Annotated in this window: 14 protein-coding genes; 7 read left to right on the forward strand and 7 right to left on the reverse strand. The window is 60.2% G+C overall.

All coding sequences use genetic code 11. The annotated features are described in order from the left end of the window. The gene (locus AB1495_RS13080; RefSeq protein ID WP_074635000.1) at positions 1 to 483 is read right to left on the reverse strand and encodes a disulfide bond formation protein DsbA; all 483 of its coding nucleotides are present in this window, start codon (positions 481 to 483) and stop codon (positions 1 to 3) included. A gap of 1 nt (position 484) precedes the next feature. Next, positions 485 to 1,228: a DsbA family protein gene (locus tag AB1495_RS13085; protein ID WP_074635200.1), complete on the reverse strand. Its 744-nt coding sequence runs from the start codon at positions 1,226 to 1,228 to the stop codon at positions 485 to 487. 139 nt (positions 1,229 to 1,367) lie between these two features. Between AB1495_RS13085 and AB1495_RS13090 the strand changes: the two genes are divergently transcribed. The 5 genes from AB1495_RS13090 to AB1495_RS13110 all read left to right on the forward strand — a co-directional run bounded on the left by AB1495_RS13090 (position 1,368) and on the right by AB1495_RS13110 (position 9,231). Next, complete coding sequence (locus AB1495_RS13090; protein WP_074634999.1) at positions 1,368 to 2,510, forward strand: pyridoxal phosphate-dependent aminotransferase; 1,143 nt, start codon at positions 1,368 to 1,370, stop codon at positions 2,508 to 2,510. Between the two features lie 68 nt (positions 2,511 to 2,578). After that, positions 2,579 to 3,793, forward strand: a complete 1,215-nt coding sequence (locus AB1495_RS13095; protein WP_074634998.1) for an N-acetylmuramoyl-L-alanine amidase — start codon at positions 2,579 to 2,581, stop codon at positions 3,791 to 3,793. Between the two features lie 128 nt (positions 3,794 to 3,921). Further along, positions 3,922 to 6,474 (forward strand): penicillin-binding protein 1A, encoded by a 2,553-nt coding sequence (locus tag AB1495_RS13100; protein WP_074634997.1) that lies wholly within the window; start codon positions 3,922 to 3,924, stop codon positions 6,472 to 6,474. 103 nt (positions 6,475 to 6,577) lie between these two features. Next, entirely contained in the window at positions 6,578 to 7,702 is a 1,125-nt protein-coding gene (gene prfB, locus AB1495_RS13105; protein WP_005853284.1) for a peptide chain release factor 2, read from the forward strand. 116 nt (positions 7,703 to 7,818) lie between these two features. Then, positions 7,819 to 9,231, forward strand: coding sequence for an amidase (locus AB1495_RS13110; protein WP_074634996.1), 1,413 nt, complete (start codon positions 7,819 to 7,821; stop codon positions 9,229 to 9,231). Between the two features lie 3 nt (positions 9,232 to 9,234). Here the strand turns inward: AB1495_RS13110 and AB1495_RS13115 are convergent, their stop codons facing one another. Then, positions 9,235 to 10,017: a helix-turn-helix domain-containing protein gene (locus AB1495_RS13115; protein ID WP_074634995.1), complete on the reverse strand. Its 783-nt coding sequence runs from the start codon at positions 10,015 to 10,017 to the stop codon at positions 9,235 to 9,237. Between the two features lie 209 nt (positions 10,018 to 10,226). On the opposite strand from AB1495_RS13115, the gene AB1495_RS13120 reads away from it, so the two are divergent. Further along, positions 10,227 to 10,571, forward strand: coding sequence for a hypothetical protein (locus AB1495_RS13120; protein WP_009826945.1), 345 nt, complete (start codon positions 10,227 to 10,229; stop codon positions 10,569 to 10,571). Between the two features lie 43 nt (positions 10,572 to 10,614). On the opposite strand, the gene ilvN is transcribed toward AB1495_RS13120, so the two are convergent. From ilvN to AB1495_RS13140, 4 genes are all read right to left on the reverse strand, one after another. Continuing rightward, on the reverse strand, positions 10,615 to 11,175 hold the full coding sequence (gene ilvN, locus AB1495_RS13125) for an acetolactate synthase small subunit (protein WP_009826946.1): 561 nt from the start codon (positions 11,173 to 11,175) through the stop codon (positions 10,615 to 10,617). Between the two features lie 76 nt (positions 11,176 to 11,251). Next, positions 11,252 to 13,003 carry an acetolactate synthase 3 large subunit gene (locus tag AB1495_RS13130; protein ID WP_037944177.1) on the reverse strand — a complete coding sequence of 584 codons (1,752 nt, stop codon included), beginning with the start codon at positions 13,001 to 13,003 and terminating at the stop codon, positions 11,252 to 11,254. A 334-nt stretch (positions 13,004 to 13,337) separates the two neighbouring features. Continuing rightward, positions 13,338 to 14,000, reverse strand: coding sequence for a response regulator transcription factor (locus AB1495_RS13135; RefSeq protein WP_074634994.1), 663 nt, complete (start codon positions 13,998 to 14,000; stop codon positions 13,338 to 13,340). Positions 14,001 to 14,032: 32 nt separating this feature from the next. Beyond that, positions 14,033 to 15,436 carry a cache domain-containing protein gene (locus AB1495_RS13140; protein ID WP_074634993.1) on the reverse strand — a complete coding sequence of 468 codons (1,404 nt, stop codon included), beginning with the start codon at positions 15,434 to 15,436 and terminating at the stop codon, positions 14,033 to 14,035. 260 nt (positions 15,437 to 15,696) lie between these two features. On the opposite strand from AB1495_RS13140, the gene AB1495_RS13145 reads away from it, so the two are divergent. After that, positions 15,697 to 16,785: a TRAP transporter substrate-binding protein gene (locus tag AB1495_RS13145; RefSeq protein WP_074634992.1), complete on the forward strand. Its 1,089-nt coding sequence runs from the start codon at positions 15,697 to 15,699 to the stop codon at positions 16,783 to 16,785. Positions 16,786 to 16,857: the final 72 nt, after the last annotated feature.

The raw sequence follows: 16,857 nt of genomic DNA on the forward strand, positions 1-16,857 counted from the left end.
CTACGGAGCCAGATACCGTCGCAGGACGATGTCGGGCATATGGCCGCGCAAGATGCGGTCTGCCATCACGTAGAAGGGAGGATCGGTCATGCCAAGCTCTGCCGCAAGGGCGGCGCTGGCAGGATTAGACATCATGTGGTGCGTGAAGGTGATGTCGTATGTATTTGTTATGTCTGCCAATTCCGCCAGTGCGAGATCGCAGTCCGGGCATCCGTCACCGGTAAACAACGCAATCGGCGCTCCGGCTAATATTTGATCTGTCAGGGATGAGATAAGCGCGAGATCCGCCTGCGCCTTCTCTTGATAGGCTTCGGCAGCATAGTTTCGAGGGGCCACAGCGGGTGCTGCAAGCTCGGGCTCTGCCAGAAGCAATGCCCGCACTTCTTCCCCCAAGGCGCGCCGTTCTGCATGGGTTAACGCGCCAAAGTCGGTCTGCGCGGCCACCGGGAAAGCCGCCACGCAACAGGCTAGTGCCAAGCGCATCTTAGCCGCGTTTTTCTTCCAGAATGGCTTTCATCTGGTCGTAAGGCAGATAGCCGCGCAGCAGTTCGTCCTGCATCACAAAGGTCGGTGTGCCGGAAATCTGCAGCGTCTGTGCCAGCGCGCGGGTCTTTTCGATCTCGGCGGTGACTTCGGCACTGTCCATCTTTTCCTGAATGGCCTCGGCGTCCAGATCAAAGCTGCTGGCCAAGCGACCCAGCGATGTTGGTGTGATGTCGCCGTTAAAGCTCATCAAGGCGTCATGCACGGATTTATAGGCCTCGTCCCCCGCAACGATCTTGGTCGCGATGGCAAAGCGCGAGGCGACCATGGATTGCTCGCCCAAGATCGGCAGCTCTTTCACGATAAAGCGGATGTTGCCGTCGCCATTGACCAGTTTCTCGACCTCGGAGAACGCTTTTTTGCAGTAACCGCAACGGTAGTCCATGAACTCTACGATGGTCATGTCGCCTTCGGGATTGCCACCGACATAGGAATAGCCGTCATCAAAGATCGCGGCCGCATTGTCGGACACCAGCGTGAAATCCGCCTGCGCCTGTGCTTCGGCCTGACGGGCCTGCAGCTGGTTCACCGCTTCCATGATCACTTCGGGGTTTTCCATCAAATAGGCACGCACCTCGGCGCGGAATTGCGCGCGTTCGGCATCAGTCAGTTCGGTTAGGTCCATCGCGTGGGCGGGGGCTGTCAGGGACAGGGCCATCAGGGCGGGGGCGATCAGCTTTTTCATCAGGGTCACTCGCTTGTTGTTGCGCGGGGGTGCAGGCACCGGTTGCAAGGGTGGTGCGCGATTTTGCCAGCGCGCACAAGGGTTGACGGCACCGGCGGGGTGCGGTGAAAGGTCCGGGCTCAACAGTAGGATCAAGCCCATGCGCATTTCAACCCGATCTCAGGTCGATCCCTTTATCGTGATGGATGTGATGCAGGCCGCCGCCGCCGCCGAGGCGGAGGGCCGCCACATCATCCATATGGAGGTCGGCCAACCCGGCACGGGCGCGCCCAAAGGGGCCAGCACCGCATTGACCGCCGCGATGGAGCAGGGCGCGCTTGGCTATACCGTCGCATTGGGACTGCCTGCGCTGCGCCAGCGGATCGCGCGGATGTACGGGGAGTGGTACAATGTCGATCTGGACCCGAACCGCGTGGTCATCACCTCTGGCTCTTCGGGCGGGTTCATCCTGACGTTTACCTCGCTTTTTGATACCGGGGACCGTGTGGGCATCGGGGCACCGGGGTATCCAAGCTACCGCCAGATCCTCAAGGCGCTGGACCTCGCTCCCGTCGATCTGCCCACTTCGCTTGAAAACCGCTTGCAGCCGGTGCCTGCGGATTTCGCGGGCATGGATCTGCAGGGGCTGCTGGTCGCGTCGCCGGGCAACCCGACGGGCACGATGCTGGATCACGCTGCCATGTCCGCGCTGATCGACGCGACAAAAGCGCAGGGGGCATCCTTCATCTCGGACGAGATTTACCACGGCATCGAATACGAGAAAAAGGCCGTGACCGCGCTTGAGATCACCGATGATGTCTATGTCATCAATTCGTTTTCCAAGTATTTCTCTATGACCGGTTGGCGTGTCGGCTGGATGGTTGTGCCAGAGGATCACGTGCGCGTGGTCGAACGGATCGCGCAAAACATGTTCATCTGCGCCCCCCACGCCAGTCAGGTCGCCGCGCTTGCCGCGATGGATTGCACCGATGAGCTTGAGGCGAATATGGATGTCTACCGCGCCAACCGCGCGATGATGATCACCGGCCTGCGCGAGGCGGGATTTACCCGTTTCGCGCCACCCGACGGGGCCTTCTATGTCTACGCCGATGTGTCCGAGCTGACGGATGACAGCCGCGCATTGGCGCGGGATATTCTGGACAAGGCGGGTGTGGCCGTGACCCCGGGGCTCGATTTCGATCCGGTGCGCGGGCATCACTGGCTGCGGTTTTCCTATGCGCGCAGCACCCAGGATATTGCCGAGGGGCTGGGGCGGCTCAAGACCTATATGGCGGGCCGCTGAAAGGCTGGCTCGGGTTGCGGCGGGGTGCTATACCTGCCGCAACCACCCCGAGCAGAACGGTGACAGGCATGCGTATTCTTCCCATTATCGCAACGGTTTGCGCGCTGTCCTTGCCAGCGTCCGCGCAGGATCTGACCGCGCTGGCACGCGTGGACCCTGCCAAAAGCGCCATCTCGGATGGTTGGTTCGGGGGCACGACGCTGACGCTTGGGCTGAGCCAAGGGGTGCCGTTTCGGGTGTTCTTGCTGGATGATCCGGCGCGGCTGGTGGTCGATTTCCGTGAGGCCGACTGGAGCGGTGTGAACACCGCAGACCTGCTGCCTGAACCCGGACGGATTACCGGTCTGCGCTTCGGCCCGTTCCAACCCGGTTGGTCGCGGCTTGTCGCGGATCTGGCCGAACCGATGATCCCGCGCGAGATCGGGATGCCGGTCAACAAGGGTTCCGGCCAAGCCACGCTTGAAATCGCCTTGAAATCTGCCACCCCCGAGGAATTTGCCGCCGCCGCCGGTGCGCCCGTTGATCCGGCGTGGACCATGGCGCTGGCCGCACCGCCCAAGGCGGTTGCCGACCTGAAAGAGGTGCCGTTTCGTGTGGTGCTGGACCCAGGTCACGGGGGCGTTGATCCGGGGGCAGAGACAGATGGTATCCTGGAGAAAGACCTGATGCTGTCCTTTGCGCAAGCGCTGCGCGACACATTAGTCCGCGATGGGGTCGATGTGGTGATGACCCGTGACACGGATCATTTTGTCGCGCTTGAAACCCGCGTCGCCATTGCGCATCAGGCCGAAGGCGATCTGTTTATCTCGCTCCATGCGGACAGTTTGCAGCACGGCGGCGCAAAAGGGGCGACGGTCTATACGCTGTCGGACGACGCCAGCGATACTGCCACCGACCATCTGGCCGCACGCCACAACCGCGCCGATATTATCGCAGGGGCCGACCTGACCGGATCGGATGACGAGGTCGCCAGCGTGCTGCTTGATCTTGCCCGCCAAGAGACAGAGCCGCGGTCGGTCGCCGCCGCTAAAGTGCTGGTTGAAGGCATGAAAGCCGCCGGCGGTCCGATGAACCGCCACCCGCTGCGCAACGCGGGCTTTTCGGTGTTGAAATCGGCTGACATCCCCTCGGTTCTGATTGAAATCGGGTTCCTCAGCTCGAAGCGTGATCTTGCCAATCTGCGAGACCCGATCTGGCGGGCGGTCATGGTGTCGGCGATTGCGGATTCCATCGCCAAATGGCGCGACGCGGATGCCGCGCTCAAGCCCTTGATTCGCCAGTAAACCGCACCCGAACGCCCCTCTAGGTGTTGCGCGGGTTACCGCACAGGGCCACTGCATCGTGTTTTGACGATTCCCGCAGGGTTGCGTATAGACGGGTCACCAACCCTCCTTGCAAGGAACTGCCAGCCGTGTTTCGTTTGATCCTGTCTTTCTTCGGGGGTATTTTTACCACCCTCACCATGAGCATCGGTATGGTTGCGCTGACCATCGGCGCGGTGTTCTGGATGTATGGCCGCGATCTGCCCAGCCACGAATCCCTTGCGCAATACACGCCCCCGACGATCAGCCGGATTTATTCGGGGCAGGGGCGGTTGATTGATGAATTCGCCAAGGAACGTCGCCTGTTCGCGCCGGCCAACACGATCCCGCCGCTGATCAAACAGGCCTTCATCTCGGCCGAGGACAAGAACTTTTATACTCACGAAGGCTATGACCTGCGCGGCATCGGGGCAGCGGCCGTAGATGCGGTGCGCACAAGGGGCAAGGACGTTCGCGGTGCATCGACCATCACGCAGCAGGTGATGAAGAACTTTCTTCTGTCCGGCGACCGTCGGGCCGAACGCAAGATCAAGGAAATCATCCTCGCCGCACGGCTTGAGGAAACGCTGCCCAAGGAAAAGATCCTTGAACTTTATCTGAACGAGATCTTCTTGGGCCAGAACTCCTACGGTGTGGCCGCCGCGTCGCAGACCTATTTCAACAAGACATTGGGGGAGCTGGCCCCACACGAGGCTGCGTTCCTTGCCTCGCTGCCCAAAGCGCCGTCCGATTATCACCCCGTGCGCCGCAAGGACCGGTTGCTGGCACGCCGGAACTTCGTGCTGCGCGAGATGAAGGAAAACGGCTATATCACCCCCGCCGTCTACGAGACCGAGGTCGCACAGCCCTTGCGATCGGTGCAGAACGGGGACTTTGAAAGCTTCAAGGCCGAACTGCCGCCGCGCGATTACTTTACCGATGAAATCCGCCGCCAGCTGTCCGAGAACTTCGGCGAGGGCGAATTCTTTACCGGCGGTCTGACCGTGCGTGCCACCATCGACAACGAGATGCAGCCCATTGCCGCACAATCCTTGCAGCAGCAGCTTGAGGAATATGATCGCGGCATCGGTATCTACCGCGGCACCGGCAAGAAGATCGCGCCCGAAAAGCTGACCACCGAGGCGGATTGGCGCGAAGCCCTGTCGGACACCCGTGTGCCACGTGACGTTGATCTGGAAAACCCGTGGTATCCTGCCGTGGTGCTGAGCCTGACCAATGACGCCGCCCGCATCGGGATCGAAGGCGTGGATGAGGACGCAGACGGTCATTTCATCCCCGCCAAGGATGTTCAATGGGCACGCAAACGTCTTGAGAACGGCAAGCTCGGCAACCGCGCCCAAGTGCCCGCTGACCTGCTTGAGGTCGGCGACGTGGTGCTGGTGCGCCGCATGACGGCGGATAGTGACGGGTCGTTCATCCGCTGGACTTTGCGTCAGATTCCGGAAGTGCAGGGCGGCTTTGTCGCAATGGACGTGAATACAGGGCGGGTGATCGCGATGCAGGGCGGTTTCTCCTATCAGGCGTCGGTGTTCAACCGTGCGACGCAGGCGAAACGCCAGCCGGGGTCGAGCTTTAAACCCTTTGTCTATGCCGCGGCATTGGACAGCGGCTATACCCCTGCGACCATCGTTGTGGATGCCCCGATCGAGATCAACACACCCCAAGGCATGTGGCGGCCGCGAAACTCGTCGAACAAGTTCTACGGGCCGACGCCCTTGCGGACGGGTATCGAACAGTCGCGGAACCTCATGACCATCCGTCTGGCGCAAGAGGTCGGAATGAACACCGTTGGCGACTATGCCGAACGGTTCGGGGTCTATGACAACCTCTCGCCGGTACTGGCCAACGCGCTTGGTTCGCAGGAAACCACGCTCTACCAGATGGTGTCGGCCTATGCGATGTTCGCCAATGGTGGCGAGCGGGTGCAGCCGACGCTGGTGGACCGTGTGCAGGACCGCTACGGCCGCACTGTCTACAAACACGACCAACGCATCTGTAACGATTGCCAGCTTGAAACGCTGGCCCCCGGCGTGGGGCCGCGCATCATCTCGAACCGTGAACGGGTGATGGACCCGATCACGGCCTATCAGCTGACATCGATGATGAAGGGCGTCGTGGATCGCGGTACGGCGCGTGGGGCGGTGAACCTGCCCGTGCCAATCGCGGGCAAGACCGGCACCACCAACGATGCCAAAGACGTCTGGTTCGTCGGCTTCTCAAGCAACATCGTGGCGGGCTGCTATATCGGTTTTGACAACCCGCGCTCGCTGGGGCGTCGTGCCTATGGGGCGGGGATGTGTGGCCCTGTGTTCCAGCGGTTCATGAGCGAAGCAATCAAGAAATACGGCGGCGGCCCTTTCGAAGTGCCCCCCGGCGGTCACTTCATCAAGATCGACCGCTTCACCGGTGCACGTCTGTCTGACAGCGCCGCAGGTAACAACGTTGTGGCCGAATACTTCCGTGACGGCGAAGAGCCGCTGTTCGGGATCACCTTTGATGGTGGCTTTGCGATGGGTGCGGATCTGCCGCTGGTCGAGGAAGCCGGCGGCGGCGCGCGCGAGGTCACGACCTCTACCGGTAAAAAGGCGCGTGTCGGGCCCAAGGCAAGCTTTGGCAGCATCAACTCCGGCGGGTTGTACTAGGCCCGCTCCCCATTCTACAGCGCTTGCCCAAGTTGCGGCGCTGGTCTATTTGAAACGCGGCCCCGGCTATTCGGGGCCGCGATCTATTTAAAGGCAGGATACCATGCGCGCAGATGCACAAAACACAGCGGATAAGATCAGCAAATCGCTGGAGCTGTTGGCGCAGCGTCTGGACGTTGAAACCGCGCCATACCGTCTGGAAGAATTCAACGCCCGTGTCGAAGACCCCAATCTGTGGGATGATCCCGATGCGGCGCAAAAACTGATGCGCGACCGTCAGGCGCTGGTCGATTCCATCGCCACCTACGAGGGCATCAAACAAGAGCTGGCCGACAACATCGAACTGATCGAACTGGGCGAGATGGAAGGCGACGACGAGGTCATCGCAGAGGCCGAGACCGCATTGAAAAAGCTGGCCGAGACAGCCGCCCAGAAAGAGCTGGAAGCGCTGTTGAACGGCGAGGCCGACGGGAATGACACTTTCCTTGAAATCAACGCAGGGGCAGGCGGCACCGAAAGCTGTGACTGGGCCAATATCCTGTCGCGCATGTATGTCCGTTGGGCCGAGAAAAAGGGCTATAAGGTCGAACTGCAATCCGAAAGCCCCGGCGAAGAGGCGGGGATCAAATCGGCGACCTACAAGATCAGCGGCCCGAATGCCTATGGCTGGCTCAAGTCGGAATCCGGTGTGCACCGTCTGGTGCGGATCAGCCCCTTTGACAGCGCCGCCAAACGGCACACGTCCTTTACCTCTATCTGGGTGTATCCGGTGGTCGACGACAATATCGAAATCGACATCAACCCCAGTGACATCCGCATCGACACCTATCGGTCCTCGGGGGCCGGTGGTCAGCACGTAAACACCACTGACTCGGCCGTGCGGATCACGCACCACCCCACCGGCATCGTGGTTACCAGCTCTGAGAAATCGCAGCACCAGAACCGCGACATCGCGATGAAGGCGCTAAAATCGCGGCTGTATCAGATGGAGCTGGACCGCCGCAACGCGGCCATCAACGAAGCCCATGAAAACAAGGGCGACGCGGGTTGGGGCAACCAGATCCGGTCCTACGTCCTGCAGCCGTACCAGATGGTCAAAGACCTGCGCACCAACTATGAAACCTCGGATACCAAAGGGGTGCTGGATGGCGACCTTGACGGGTTGATGGGCGCCGCGCTGGCGCTTGCCGTGTCGGGCAAGACCCGCGCCGAGGCGCAAGAAGGTTAAGGCCAAATATCAGGCAAAGACGCGCGGGCGGCCTTGTCTCGTGCAGCAGTTTTGCTAGCACCCCTTGCATCCCGCTGCGGCCTTCCGTTCTATGACCCCGAACGGAGGGCTCGGCCATGAACATACTAGACATCGGGGCCTTGGCCCAATCGGAGGCATTGGCGAACGGCAGCCTGACGGCGCGTGCTTTGATGGAGGCCACGCTAGAGCGCATCGACGCCGTAAACGGCACGGTCAACGCCATCGTCGCGCTGCGCCCGCGCGCGGAGCTTCTGGCCGAAGCCGATAGGGCCGATGCCACGCCTCGGGCCGGATGGCTGCACGGTATTCCCATTGCGATCAAGGATTTATCCGATGCCAAGGGCTTGCCAACCGCCAAGGGATCACCGCTGTTTGCCGGAACGATTGCCCAGAAGGACAGCGTCTTTGTCGCCCGCATCCGTGCGGCTGGGGCAATCATCATCGGTAAAACCAACACGCCTGAATTCGGCTTGGGCAGCCACACGTTCAACCCCGTCTACGGCCCGACGCGGAACCCCTATGACCACACACGTTCGGCTGGCGGGTCTTCGGGCGGGGCGGCGGCTGCCTTGGCAACGGGGATGCTAAGCATCGCTGACGGGTCCGACATGATGGGCAGCCTGCGCAACCCCGCGGGCTGGAACAACGTCTACGGCATGCGCCCCAGCTGGGGCGCTGTACCGGCAGAGCCAGAGGGCGATATGTTCCTGCATCAGCTGAGCATGGCAGGCCCGATGGCGCGCTGCCCCCGCGATCTGGCGGCCTTGCTGGACACAATGACCGGAGAGGACCCCAAGCAACCCCTCGGCCTGTCACCGGCGCCGATCTTGCCGCAGATGGATACCCCGTCGCCCACGCGCCGCATCGGGTGGCTGGGCGATTGGGGCGGGGCCTTTGCCTATGAAGACGGGATCGAGGACGTGAGCAAAGCGGCCCTGGATCAACTGGTCGCCCTGGGGCATCAGGTGACCGCTGTGCCAGCCCCCTTTGACGCGGACGCGATGTGGGACAGCTGGACCACGCTGCGGTCTTTTGCCGTTGCTGCCGGTTTGGGCGCGCTCTACCGCGATCCGGAAACCCGCGACAAGCTCAAGCCCGCCGCCCAATGGGAGATCGAGCGCGGGCTCGGGTTCACGGGGCAGGAGGTGCAGCAAGCCAGCCTGACGCGGTCGGACTGGTATCGCCGTGTCACCGCGCTGTTTGACGAGGTTGACGTGCTGGTGCTGCCTTCGGCGCAGCTTTGGCCCTTTGACGTGGATCAGGTGCATCCGACACAGATCGCCGGACGGGACATGGATACCTATCACCGCTGGATGCAGGTCGTGGTGCCCGCCGGTCTGGTGGGGCTGCCGGTTGTCAATATCCCCGCCGGTTTCGGCGCAGAGGGGCTGCCTGCGGGGCTACAGATGATTGGACCGCGGGGCAGCGATACGGCGCTGCTTCAACTGGCGCAGCAATGGCACGCGGCAACGCAGTGGCCACAGATGCGCCCGCCGCCGCTGGCGTAGCGGTCATTCAAAGGCGAATTCCGTGCGCAGAAGGTGGCGGTGAAAGGGTTCAAGATCGCTTGGCTCGCACAGCCCCTTCAAGCGGGCGGCCTGCAACACGGCCGACGGGGTTTGCGGCAGGTATTCATAGACCAGCCGCGTCGCCCGCAACCCGATCGAATTTTCCGGCACCGTGCGGGTGATGTATCCGACCCAGAAATTATTGTTGAACGACGCGATCCGCCCCAGATAGTTGAACGAAGAGGTCATCGCGCCGCGCCGCGAGGCGATAATGGCGATGCCTTCTTCCTGCTGCAGCACCACGCCGCGATATTCGCGCAATTCCGAATGGGTGGGCAGGCTTTGGATGCGCATGGCGTGAGGGGCCTCGTAGCCGCGCAGATAGGTATGCCGGCCACTGCGAAACACCATAACCAATCCCAAGGCGAATTTCTCGGGGTAAAGAAAACTACGGCGCGAGAACCGGTAGAAACCGCTGGGAAACGTGGCTTCGGGCAGGTCCAGCGCGCCCGAAACGATAAAGTCGCCCATGAAATCCGGGGGGGAGGGTTCGATCTTCTCGATCTCTTCCAAGGGCTCCAGAAGGACACGCGCATCAACGTCGAAAAACTTGCACATCCGGTCCAGAATATCGGGGCGCGGAAAGCTTTCACCCGATAGATATCGATTGAACTGCGTGCGATTGATCCCCAGTTCCTGCGCGAGGTAGGTGATGGAGGGGTAACCTACTGAAAGTTTTTTTAAATTTGACCCGAAAATTGTCCTGATATCGGCGGGGTTCGTCATGAAATCAGTCCGTTAAAATTAATTGAACTAAACCTCACAACCTTTGAACGAATTTGCAAGGAGATTTGCAATATAGGGCTGTGTAGTGACGCTAATCAGCGTCAAATTTCGGTGCGCGCGACACAAAATGATTTCGTAAAAAAATCGACAATTTGTAAAAATGACATGATTATCTCTCATGTCTGCAAGCATCTGGAAGGAACAGTTAAATGTACGGTGTGGTACTTTGGAGCGATGCCCGATCCAACAAAGCTGTGTTCTGGTGCGAGGATCACGGCGACCTTGCATATTTCCAGGGTGACCCAGCGACAGTGAACCAGACGACAAGCTGTTTTGATGCTGGTGATCTTGTCCAGTTCGAGGTCTACCACGAGGCCAAATTGCGCAAGGCGCTTAACCCCAAGGTCGTGCGATCCAAGGCGGACGCTGATTTGCCTAACAAACTGCTGCGCCATTCCGCGGGCATTACCCGAAAGCAAACAGGCGGCGAGGTGCTTCCATTCCGCCCAAAAGCCGCCCCGCCGGTAGAGTTCCGCCATCGCGGTCAGGCCTAGTCCGGCCGAAGCCGGCCAGACGTCAACCTGCCACCTCAGCGCATCAGTCGCCGCGCGACAGGGCTGCCACACCCGTCCGTGCCACTGACACCAGCCCCAAGGGGCGCATCAATTCGGCAAATGCGTCAATCTTCTCGGGCGCGCCGGTGATCTCGAACACGAATGTTTCCAGGGTGCTATCGACAACGTTGGCGCGGAAGATATCCGCCAGACGCAGAGCTTCGACCCGTTTGTCGCCGGTGCCATTCACCTTGAACATCGCAAGCTCACGCTCGACCACGGGGCCTTCGACGGTCAGGTCATGCACCTCGTGTACCGGCACAATCCGCCCCAGCTGCGCCTTGATCTGCTCGATCACCTGCGGCGTGCCCGAAGTGACGATTGTGATGCGGCTAAGGTGGCCTGTGTGGTCGACCTCTGCCACGGTAAGGCTGTCGATGTTGTATCCACGGCCCGAAAACAGACCGATGACGCGCGCCAGCACACCGGGTTCGTTCTCGACCAGTACGGCCAGCGTGTGACGTTCGATCACATCCGAGAAATTGGGACGTAGGTTATAGGCGGAATGGCTGTTGGAGCCTTTTTTGATCTTTAGGGCTGACATGACACTGTCCTTCTAAGATTTGTTCAATCTCGGCGCGCGACCCCGCGCCGATGTGTTTCCTTGTGCCGTTGGCGGCTTAGACCAAGACCGATCCTTTGGCGTCGATCACCCCTTGCGTATCGACACCGGCCAGCATCATGTCGTTATGCGCTTTGCCCGACGGGATCATCGGGAAACAGTTTTCGTGTTTTTCCACCAGACAGTCAAAGATCACCGGACCGTCATAATCGAGCATCTCCATGATCGCGTCGTCCAGATCGTCGGGATCCGAACAGATGATCCCCTTGGCCCCGAAAGCTTCGGCCAGCTTGACGAAATCGGGCAGGGATTCAGACCAGCTTTGGGAATAGCGCTCGCCGTGCAGCAGCTCTTGCCACTGGCGGACCATGCCGAGGCGTTCGTTGTTCAGGATGAACTGTTTCACCGGCAGGCCGTATTGCATGGCGGTGCCCATTTCCTGCATGTTCATCAGCCAGGACGCTTCGCCCGCAACGTTGATGACCAACGCGTCAGGATGCGCCATCTGCACGCCGATGGACGCCGGGAAACCATAGCCCATGGTCCCCAACCCGCCAGAGGTCATCCAGCGGTTCGGATCCTCGAAGCCAAGGTATTGCGCGGCCCACATCTGGTGCTGGCCCACTTCGGTGGTGACATAGCGGTCACGCCCCTTGGTCAGCGCCTCAAGTCGCGAGAGCGCGTATTGCGGTTTGATGATCTTGCCCTTTTGCTCGAACTTGAGGCAGTCAACGTTGCGCCATTCCTCGATCTTCTTCCACCATTTGCCAACGGCTTCGGTGTTTGTCTTGCGGCCGCGCGATTTCCAGACCTTCAGCAGGTCTTCCAGCACATGGCCCACGTCGCCGACGATAGGGATGTCTACGCGGATGATCTTGTTGATCGACGAGGGGTCGATGTCGATATGCGCTTTCTTGGATTTCGGGCTGAACATGTCGACAACGCCGGTGATCCGGTCGTCGAAGCGCGCGCCGATGTTGATCATCAGATCGCAGTCGTGCATCGCCATATTGGCTTCGTAAAGACCATGCATGCCGAGCATCCCCAACCATTTGTCACCCGACGCCGGATAGCTGCCAAGCCCCATCAAGGTGGAGGTGATCGGAAAGCCTGTCGCCTCGACCAACTCGCGCAGCAGTTGCGACGCCGCAGGACCGGAGTTGATGACCCCGCCGCCGGTATAGAATATCGGGCGCTTGGCGGTCTCGATGGCGGCCACCAGTTCGGTGATCTCGGTCATGTCGCCTTTGACGGGCGGCTGGTAATGCGAGGTGGACGGCTTCTTGGGCGTGTATTCCCCCGTGGCGAATTGCACGTCTTTCGGGATGTCGACCAGAACGGGGCCGGGGCGCCCGCTGGTGGCCACGTGGAACGCCTCGTGCAGAACGCCGCCCAGCTTGTCGGTCTCTTTCACCAGCCAGTTGTGCTTGGTGCAGGGGCGGGTGATGCCCACGGTATCGGCCTCCTGAAACGCGTCAGAGCCGATCATGAAGGTCGGCACCTGACCCGTAAGGACCACCAGCGGAATGGAATCGAGCAAGGCATCCGTCAGGCCGGTCACCGCATTGGTGGCACCGGGGCCCGAGGTGACAAGAACAACGCCCGGTTTTCCGGTCGAGCGCGCATAGCCTTCGGCGGCATGCACCGCCCCTTGTTCGTGACGCACCAGCACGTGTTTGATGCTGTTTTGTTGGAACACCTCGTCATAGATCGGTAGGACAGCGCCGCCGGGATAGCCAAATACGGTATCGACACCCTGATCAATCAGGGCTTGAACGATCATTTTCGCTCCGGTCATTTTACGTGTCATCTTGGTGCTCCGTCAGGCGGTGGTTTATCAAAAAATACGTTGCGCAAAAAAAAGCCCCCGATTTTGACGGGGGCGCATGGTGACTATTATGGTCTGCCGTTACCGGCCCATGCGCGTGTGTCTTAGAATGACGACGATATCTGTCAAAGCTAGATCTGTCATAGCCAAAGGCCCCTCATTGCGTGCATGGACATTATGAGCGCCACAAAGGGGCGTCAATGCTCTATTGTCGATAAAAGTGTCGCTGCGTGCAAAAAATCTTTTCATTTATTGCGCGAAATCCTGAATTTTCTAATTTTTGCAAAATTGGGGGCATTTCTCGGGCGCATATCAGCTAGAGTCGCACTCCGGTTCCCTGCAGCACGCCGTGTTCCATCGCGTAGCGCGTCAGCCCTGCGGTGGAAGAGATGCCAAGCTTGCGCTTGATATTCTTGCGGTGGGTTTCGACGGTGCGCACAGAGATATCCAAGGTCAGCGCGACCTCTTTGTTGGATTTCCCCTGTGCCAGTTGCAACAGGATCGTCTGTTCGCGTTCGGTCAGGGATTCACGCGCGGCATCCTTGGGTTCAAGCGACCCTTGCGCGCCGGTGCATAGATACCGTTCGCCGCGCATCACCGTATCGATCGCCAGCTTGATCTCGTCCGTCGGTACATCCTTGAGGATATAGCCCATGGCGCCGTGGCTTAGCGCCGAAGAGATATATTCGGGGTTATCATGCATCGACAGGATCACGATGCGGGTGTCGGGCTGGCGTTCCAGCAAGATCTCGGTCGCGGACAACCCGCCGATCTCTGGCATGTTGAGATCCATGAGGATCACATCGGGGTCCAGATCCGCGACGCTGTCGATCGCGGCGCGGCCATTGGGCAGACAGCCGACCACATTGATATCGTCATAGCTTTCAAGAATGGACTGGATGCCTTCGGCGACCATCGGGTGATCGTCCACAATCATCACTTTGATCAACTCGGGCGGCTGGGTGTCTGAAAGGGTCATGGGGCAGCTTTCGGGAAGGGGCATATCAGGGCTTAGGGCAGGGCGGTCGGCGGCGGGCGCAGCATATGGGTCAACGGGACGGTAGCGGTAATCTCGGTGCCGCCTTGGGCAGAGGTTTGCATGGTCAGCGTGCCGTCTAGCTGCTCGATCCGCTCTTGCATATTGCGCAGGCCCAACCCTCCGGCGGAGGAGCGTGTCTTGGCCAGCCCCAGCCCGTTGTCAGAGATCGACAGCGTCGCGCCCTGTCGGTGACCGCGCAGATCGACGATAACTTCGGTGGCGCGTGCGTGGCGTTCGATATTGGTCAGCGCCTCTTGCGCGATCCGGTAAAGCGCGATCTTGGCCTCGTCGTCCAAGCGGTTGCGGAATACCACGGTATCGAAGCGGCATTGAATACCGGTGCGTAGGGCGAATTGTTCGACCAGCGTTTTCAGCGCGGGACCAAGCCCCAGATCATCCAGAATACTGGGGCGCAGGTCGCGGCTGATGCGGCGCACTTCGGCGATGGACTGTGCAAGGCTGTCGATCCCCTTTGCCAAAGGCTCTGCCGCGCGGGCATCGCCCCTTTCCAGCCGGCGTCGCGCATTGTCGAGCGCATAGCGCACCCCCACCAGGATCTGGCTGATGCCGTCATGCAGTTCGCGCGCCACGCGGCCACGCTCTTCCTCTTGGGCGTCAAATACCCGCTGCGTCAGCTTTTTAAGCTTCGCATCCGCAAGCCGCCGTTCACGCAGATTGACCAGCATGCCCGTGCCAAACACCAGCAGCAGGGCGGTCACCGTAATAACGCCAATATAGAAGAACGTACGCTGCACCCGCGCCTGCACATCGGATCGCGCCGCGGCCCCGCTGGCAAGCACATCGTCGATGAACACACCCGTCCCCACGGCCCACTGCCAACTGGGGAAAGAGGTGACATAGGTGATCATCTGCGCATCCTCTCCGGTAGAGGGTTTGGGCCACATATAGGTGTGATACCCGCCGCCACTGCGTGCGATGCGGATCAGCTCGTCCACCACGGGCGTGCCGTTGCTATCCGTCTCGCCAGCAAAGTTGCGGTTGATCCGGTCGGTCTGGCGCGGGCTGACAAGGGCGGTGCCGTCGTAGTCATAGACAAAGAACTGACCTTCCTCGCCATAGATCATCGCCGCGAGGATCTGCGCCACCTGCGATTTCGCCGCCCCATCATCAGGAGAGGCGGACCCGTAGACGAAGTAAAAGCCGTTGCGCGCCTGTGTCACATAATTGCGCAGCTCTACCTTCTTGGCGTCCAGCAACTGCTGTTCAAGCGTTGAAATCTCGCGGTCGGCCACCGCGCGCGCCTGCAGTGCCACGACAAAGGCAATCGCCGTCACCGCCAGCACCAGCGGCACAGAGGCGATGAGTGTCAGCTTTTGGGCGTAGGTGGGGGCGATCATGAAAGACGGGCGGCGCATGCAGCGCTGATACTGGGAAATCCACGCGAATCAAAGTGCTAGATGCAGTCACAAATCACCCGCTATACGCGTGTATGCACAACATATGGCAGGTCCGGCGGAACATTTGCCGCATATTTGGGCGGTAAATCTGCACCCTCTACGCAGTAGTTGGTATTTTCAACGTTTCGCTAATGCGTAGAGTGAACGACACTTGAAATGACCCGCGCGCATATAATGAAGCGCGGGCACCCTCATATAACTCGGGAGGAGTATCCAATATGGACCGTCGTTCATTTCTGAAGACATCCGCGCTTGGCGGGTCTGCCGCCGCTGCATCGACACTGGCCGCACCGCTGTACGCCCAAGGTAAACGCACGCTGACCATGGTCACCGCATGGCCCCGTGGCTTTGCCGTGCTTGATGACGCCGCGACCTACCTCAACAACATGGTTAACGAGATGTCTGACGGCACGTTGACCATCGAAAAGAAAGCCCCGGGCGAGCTCGTCGGCGCGTTCGAGGTCTTTGACGCCGTTTCCTCCGGTCAGGCGGATATGTATCACGCGGCTGACTACTACTTCATCGGCCAGCACCCCGGTCTGGCGTATTTCACCGCCGTGCCTTTCGGTGCCACAGCACAAGAGCTGACCAACTGGTATCTGCACGGTGGCGGCCATGACCTGCACAACCAGATCGGTGAAATCTTCAACATGAAGATGTTCCTCGCCGGTAACTCCGGTTCGCAGTCCGGTGGCTGGTTCCGCAAGGAAATCAACTCTGCCGCGGACTTCAACGGCCTGAAATTCCGTATGCCCGGTCTGGGCGGCAAGGTGCTGGGTAAACTGGGCGCGTCTGTTCAGAACATCCCCGGTGGCGAACTGTATCAGGCGCTGTCCTCCGGCGCGCTTGACGGGCTGGAGTGGGTTGGCCCCTTCGCGGATGAGCGCGCAGGCTTCCAGGAAGTCGCCAAGATCTACTACACCGCTGGTTTCCACGAGCCAGGGTCTGGCCTGACAGCATCGGTCAACCTTGATGTGTTCAACGACCTGACACCGGCGCAGCAGAAGATCATCGAATATGCATCGATGGCGACCACGCACACCGGTCTGGCCGAAACACTGGCCAACAACGGTGCCGCCTTGGCGCGTCTGCAGCAGCAGGGCGTGAAAACCATGCAGTTCCCCGATGATGTCTGGGATGCATTCGGTGCGGCTTCCAAAGAGGTTATGGACGAGAACATGGATGACACGCTGTTCGCCGACATCCGCAACAGCTTTGAATCCTCGCTGTCCGCATCGGCTGAATGGCTGTCCAAATCCGACGCCTATTATGTCGAACAGCGCCAGCGCGTTCTGGGCAAAATGTAAGCCATCCCCACGGGATGACAGGGGGGCTGCCTTTGGGCGGCCCCACACGCGACTTTGCGATCCGGAAAACGG

The organism is Sulfitobacter pontiacus (assembly GCF_040790665.1).
In the GTDB taxonomy this organism is placed as follows: domain Bacteria; phylum Pseudomonadota; class Alphaproteobacteria; order Rhodobacterales; family Rhodobacteraceae; genus Sulfitobacter; species Sulfitobacter pontiacus.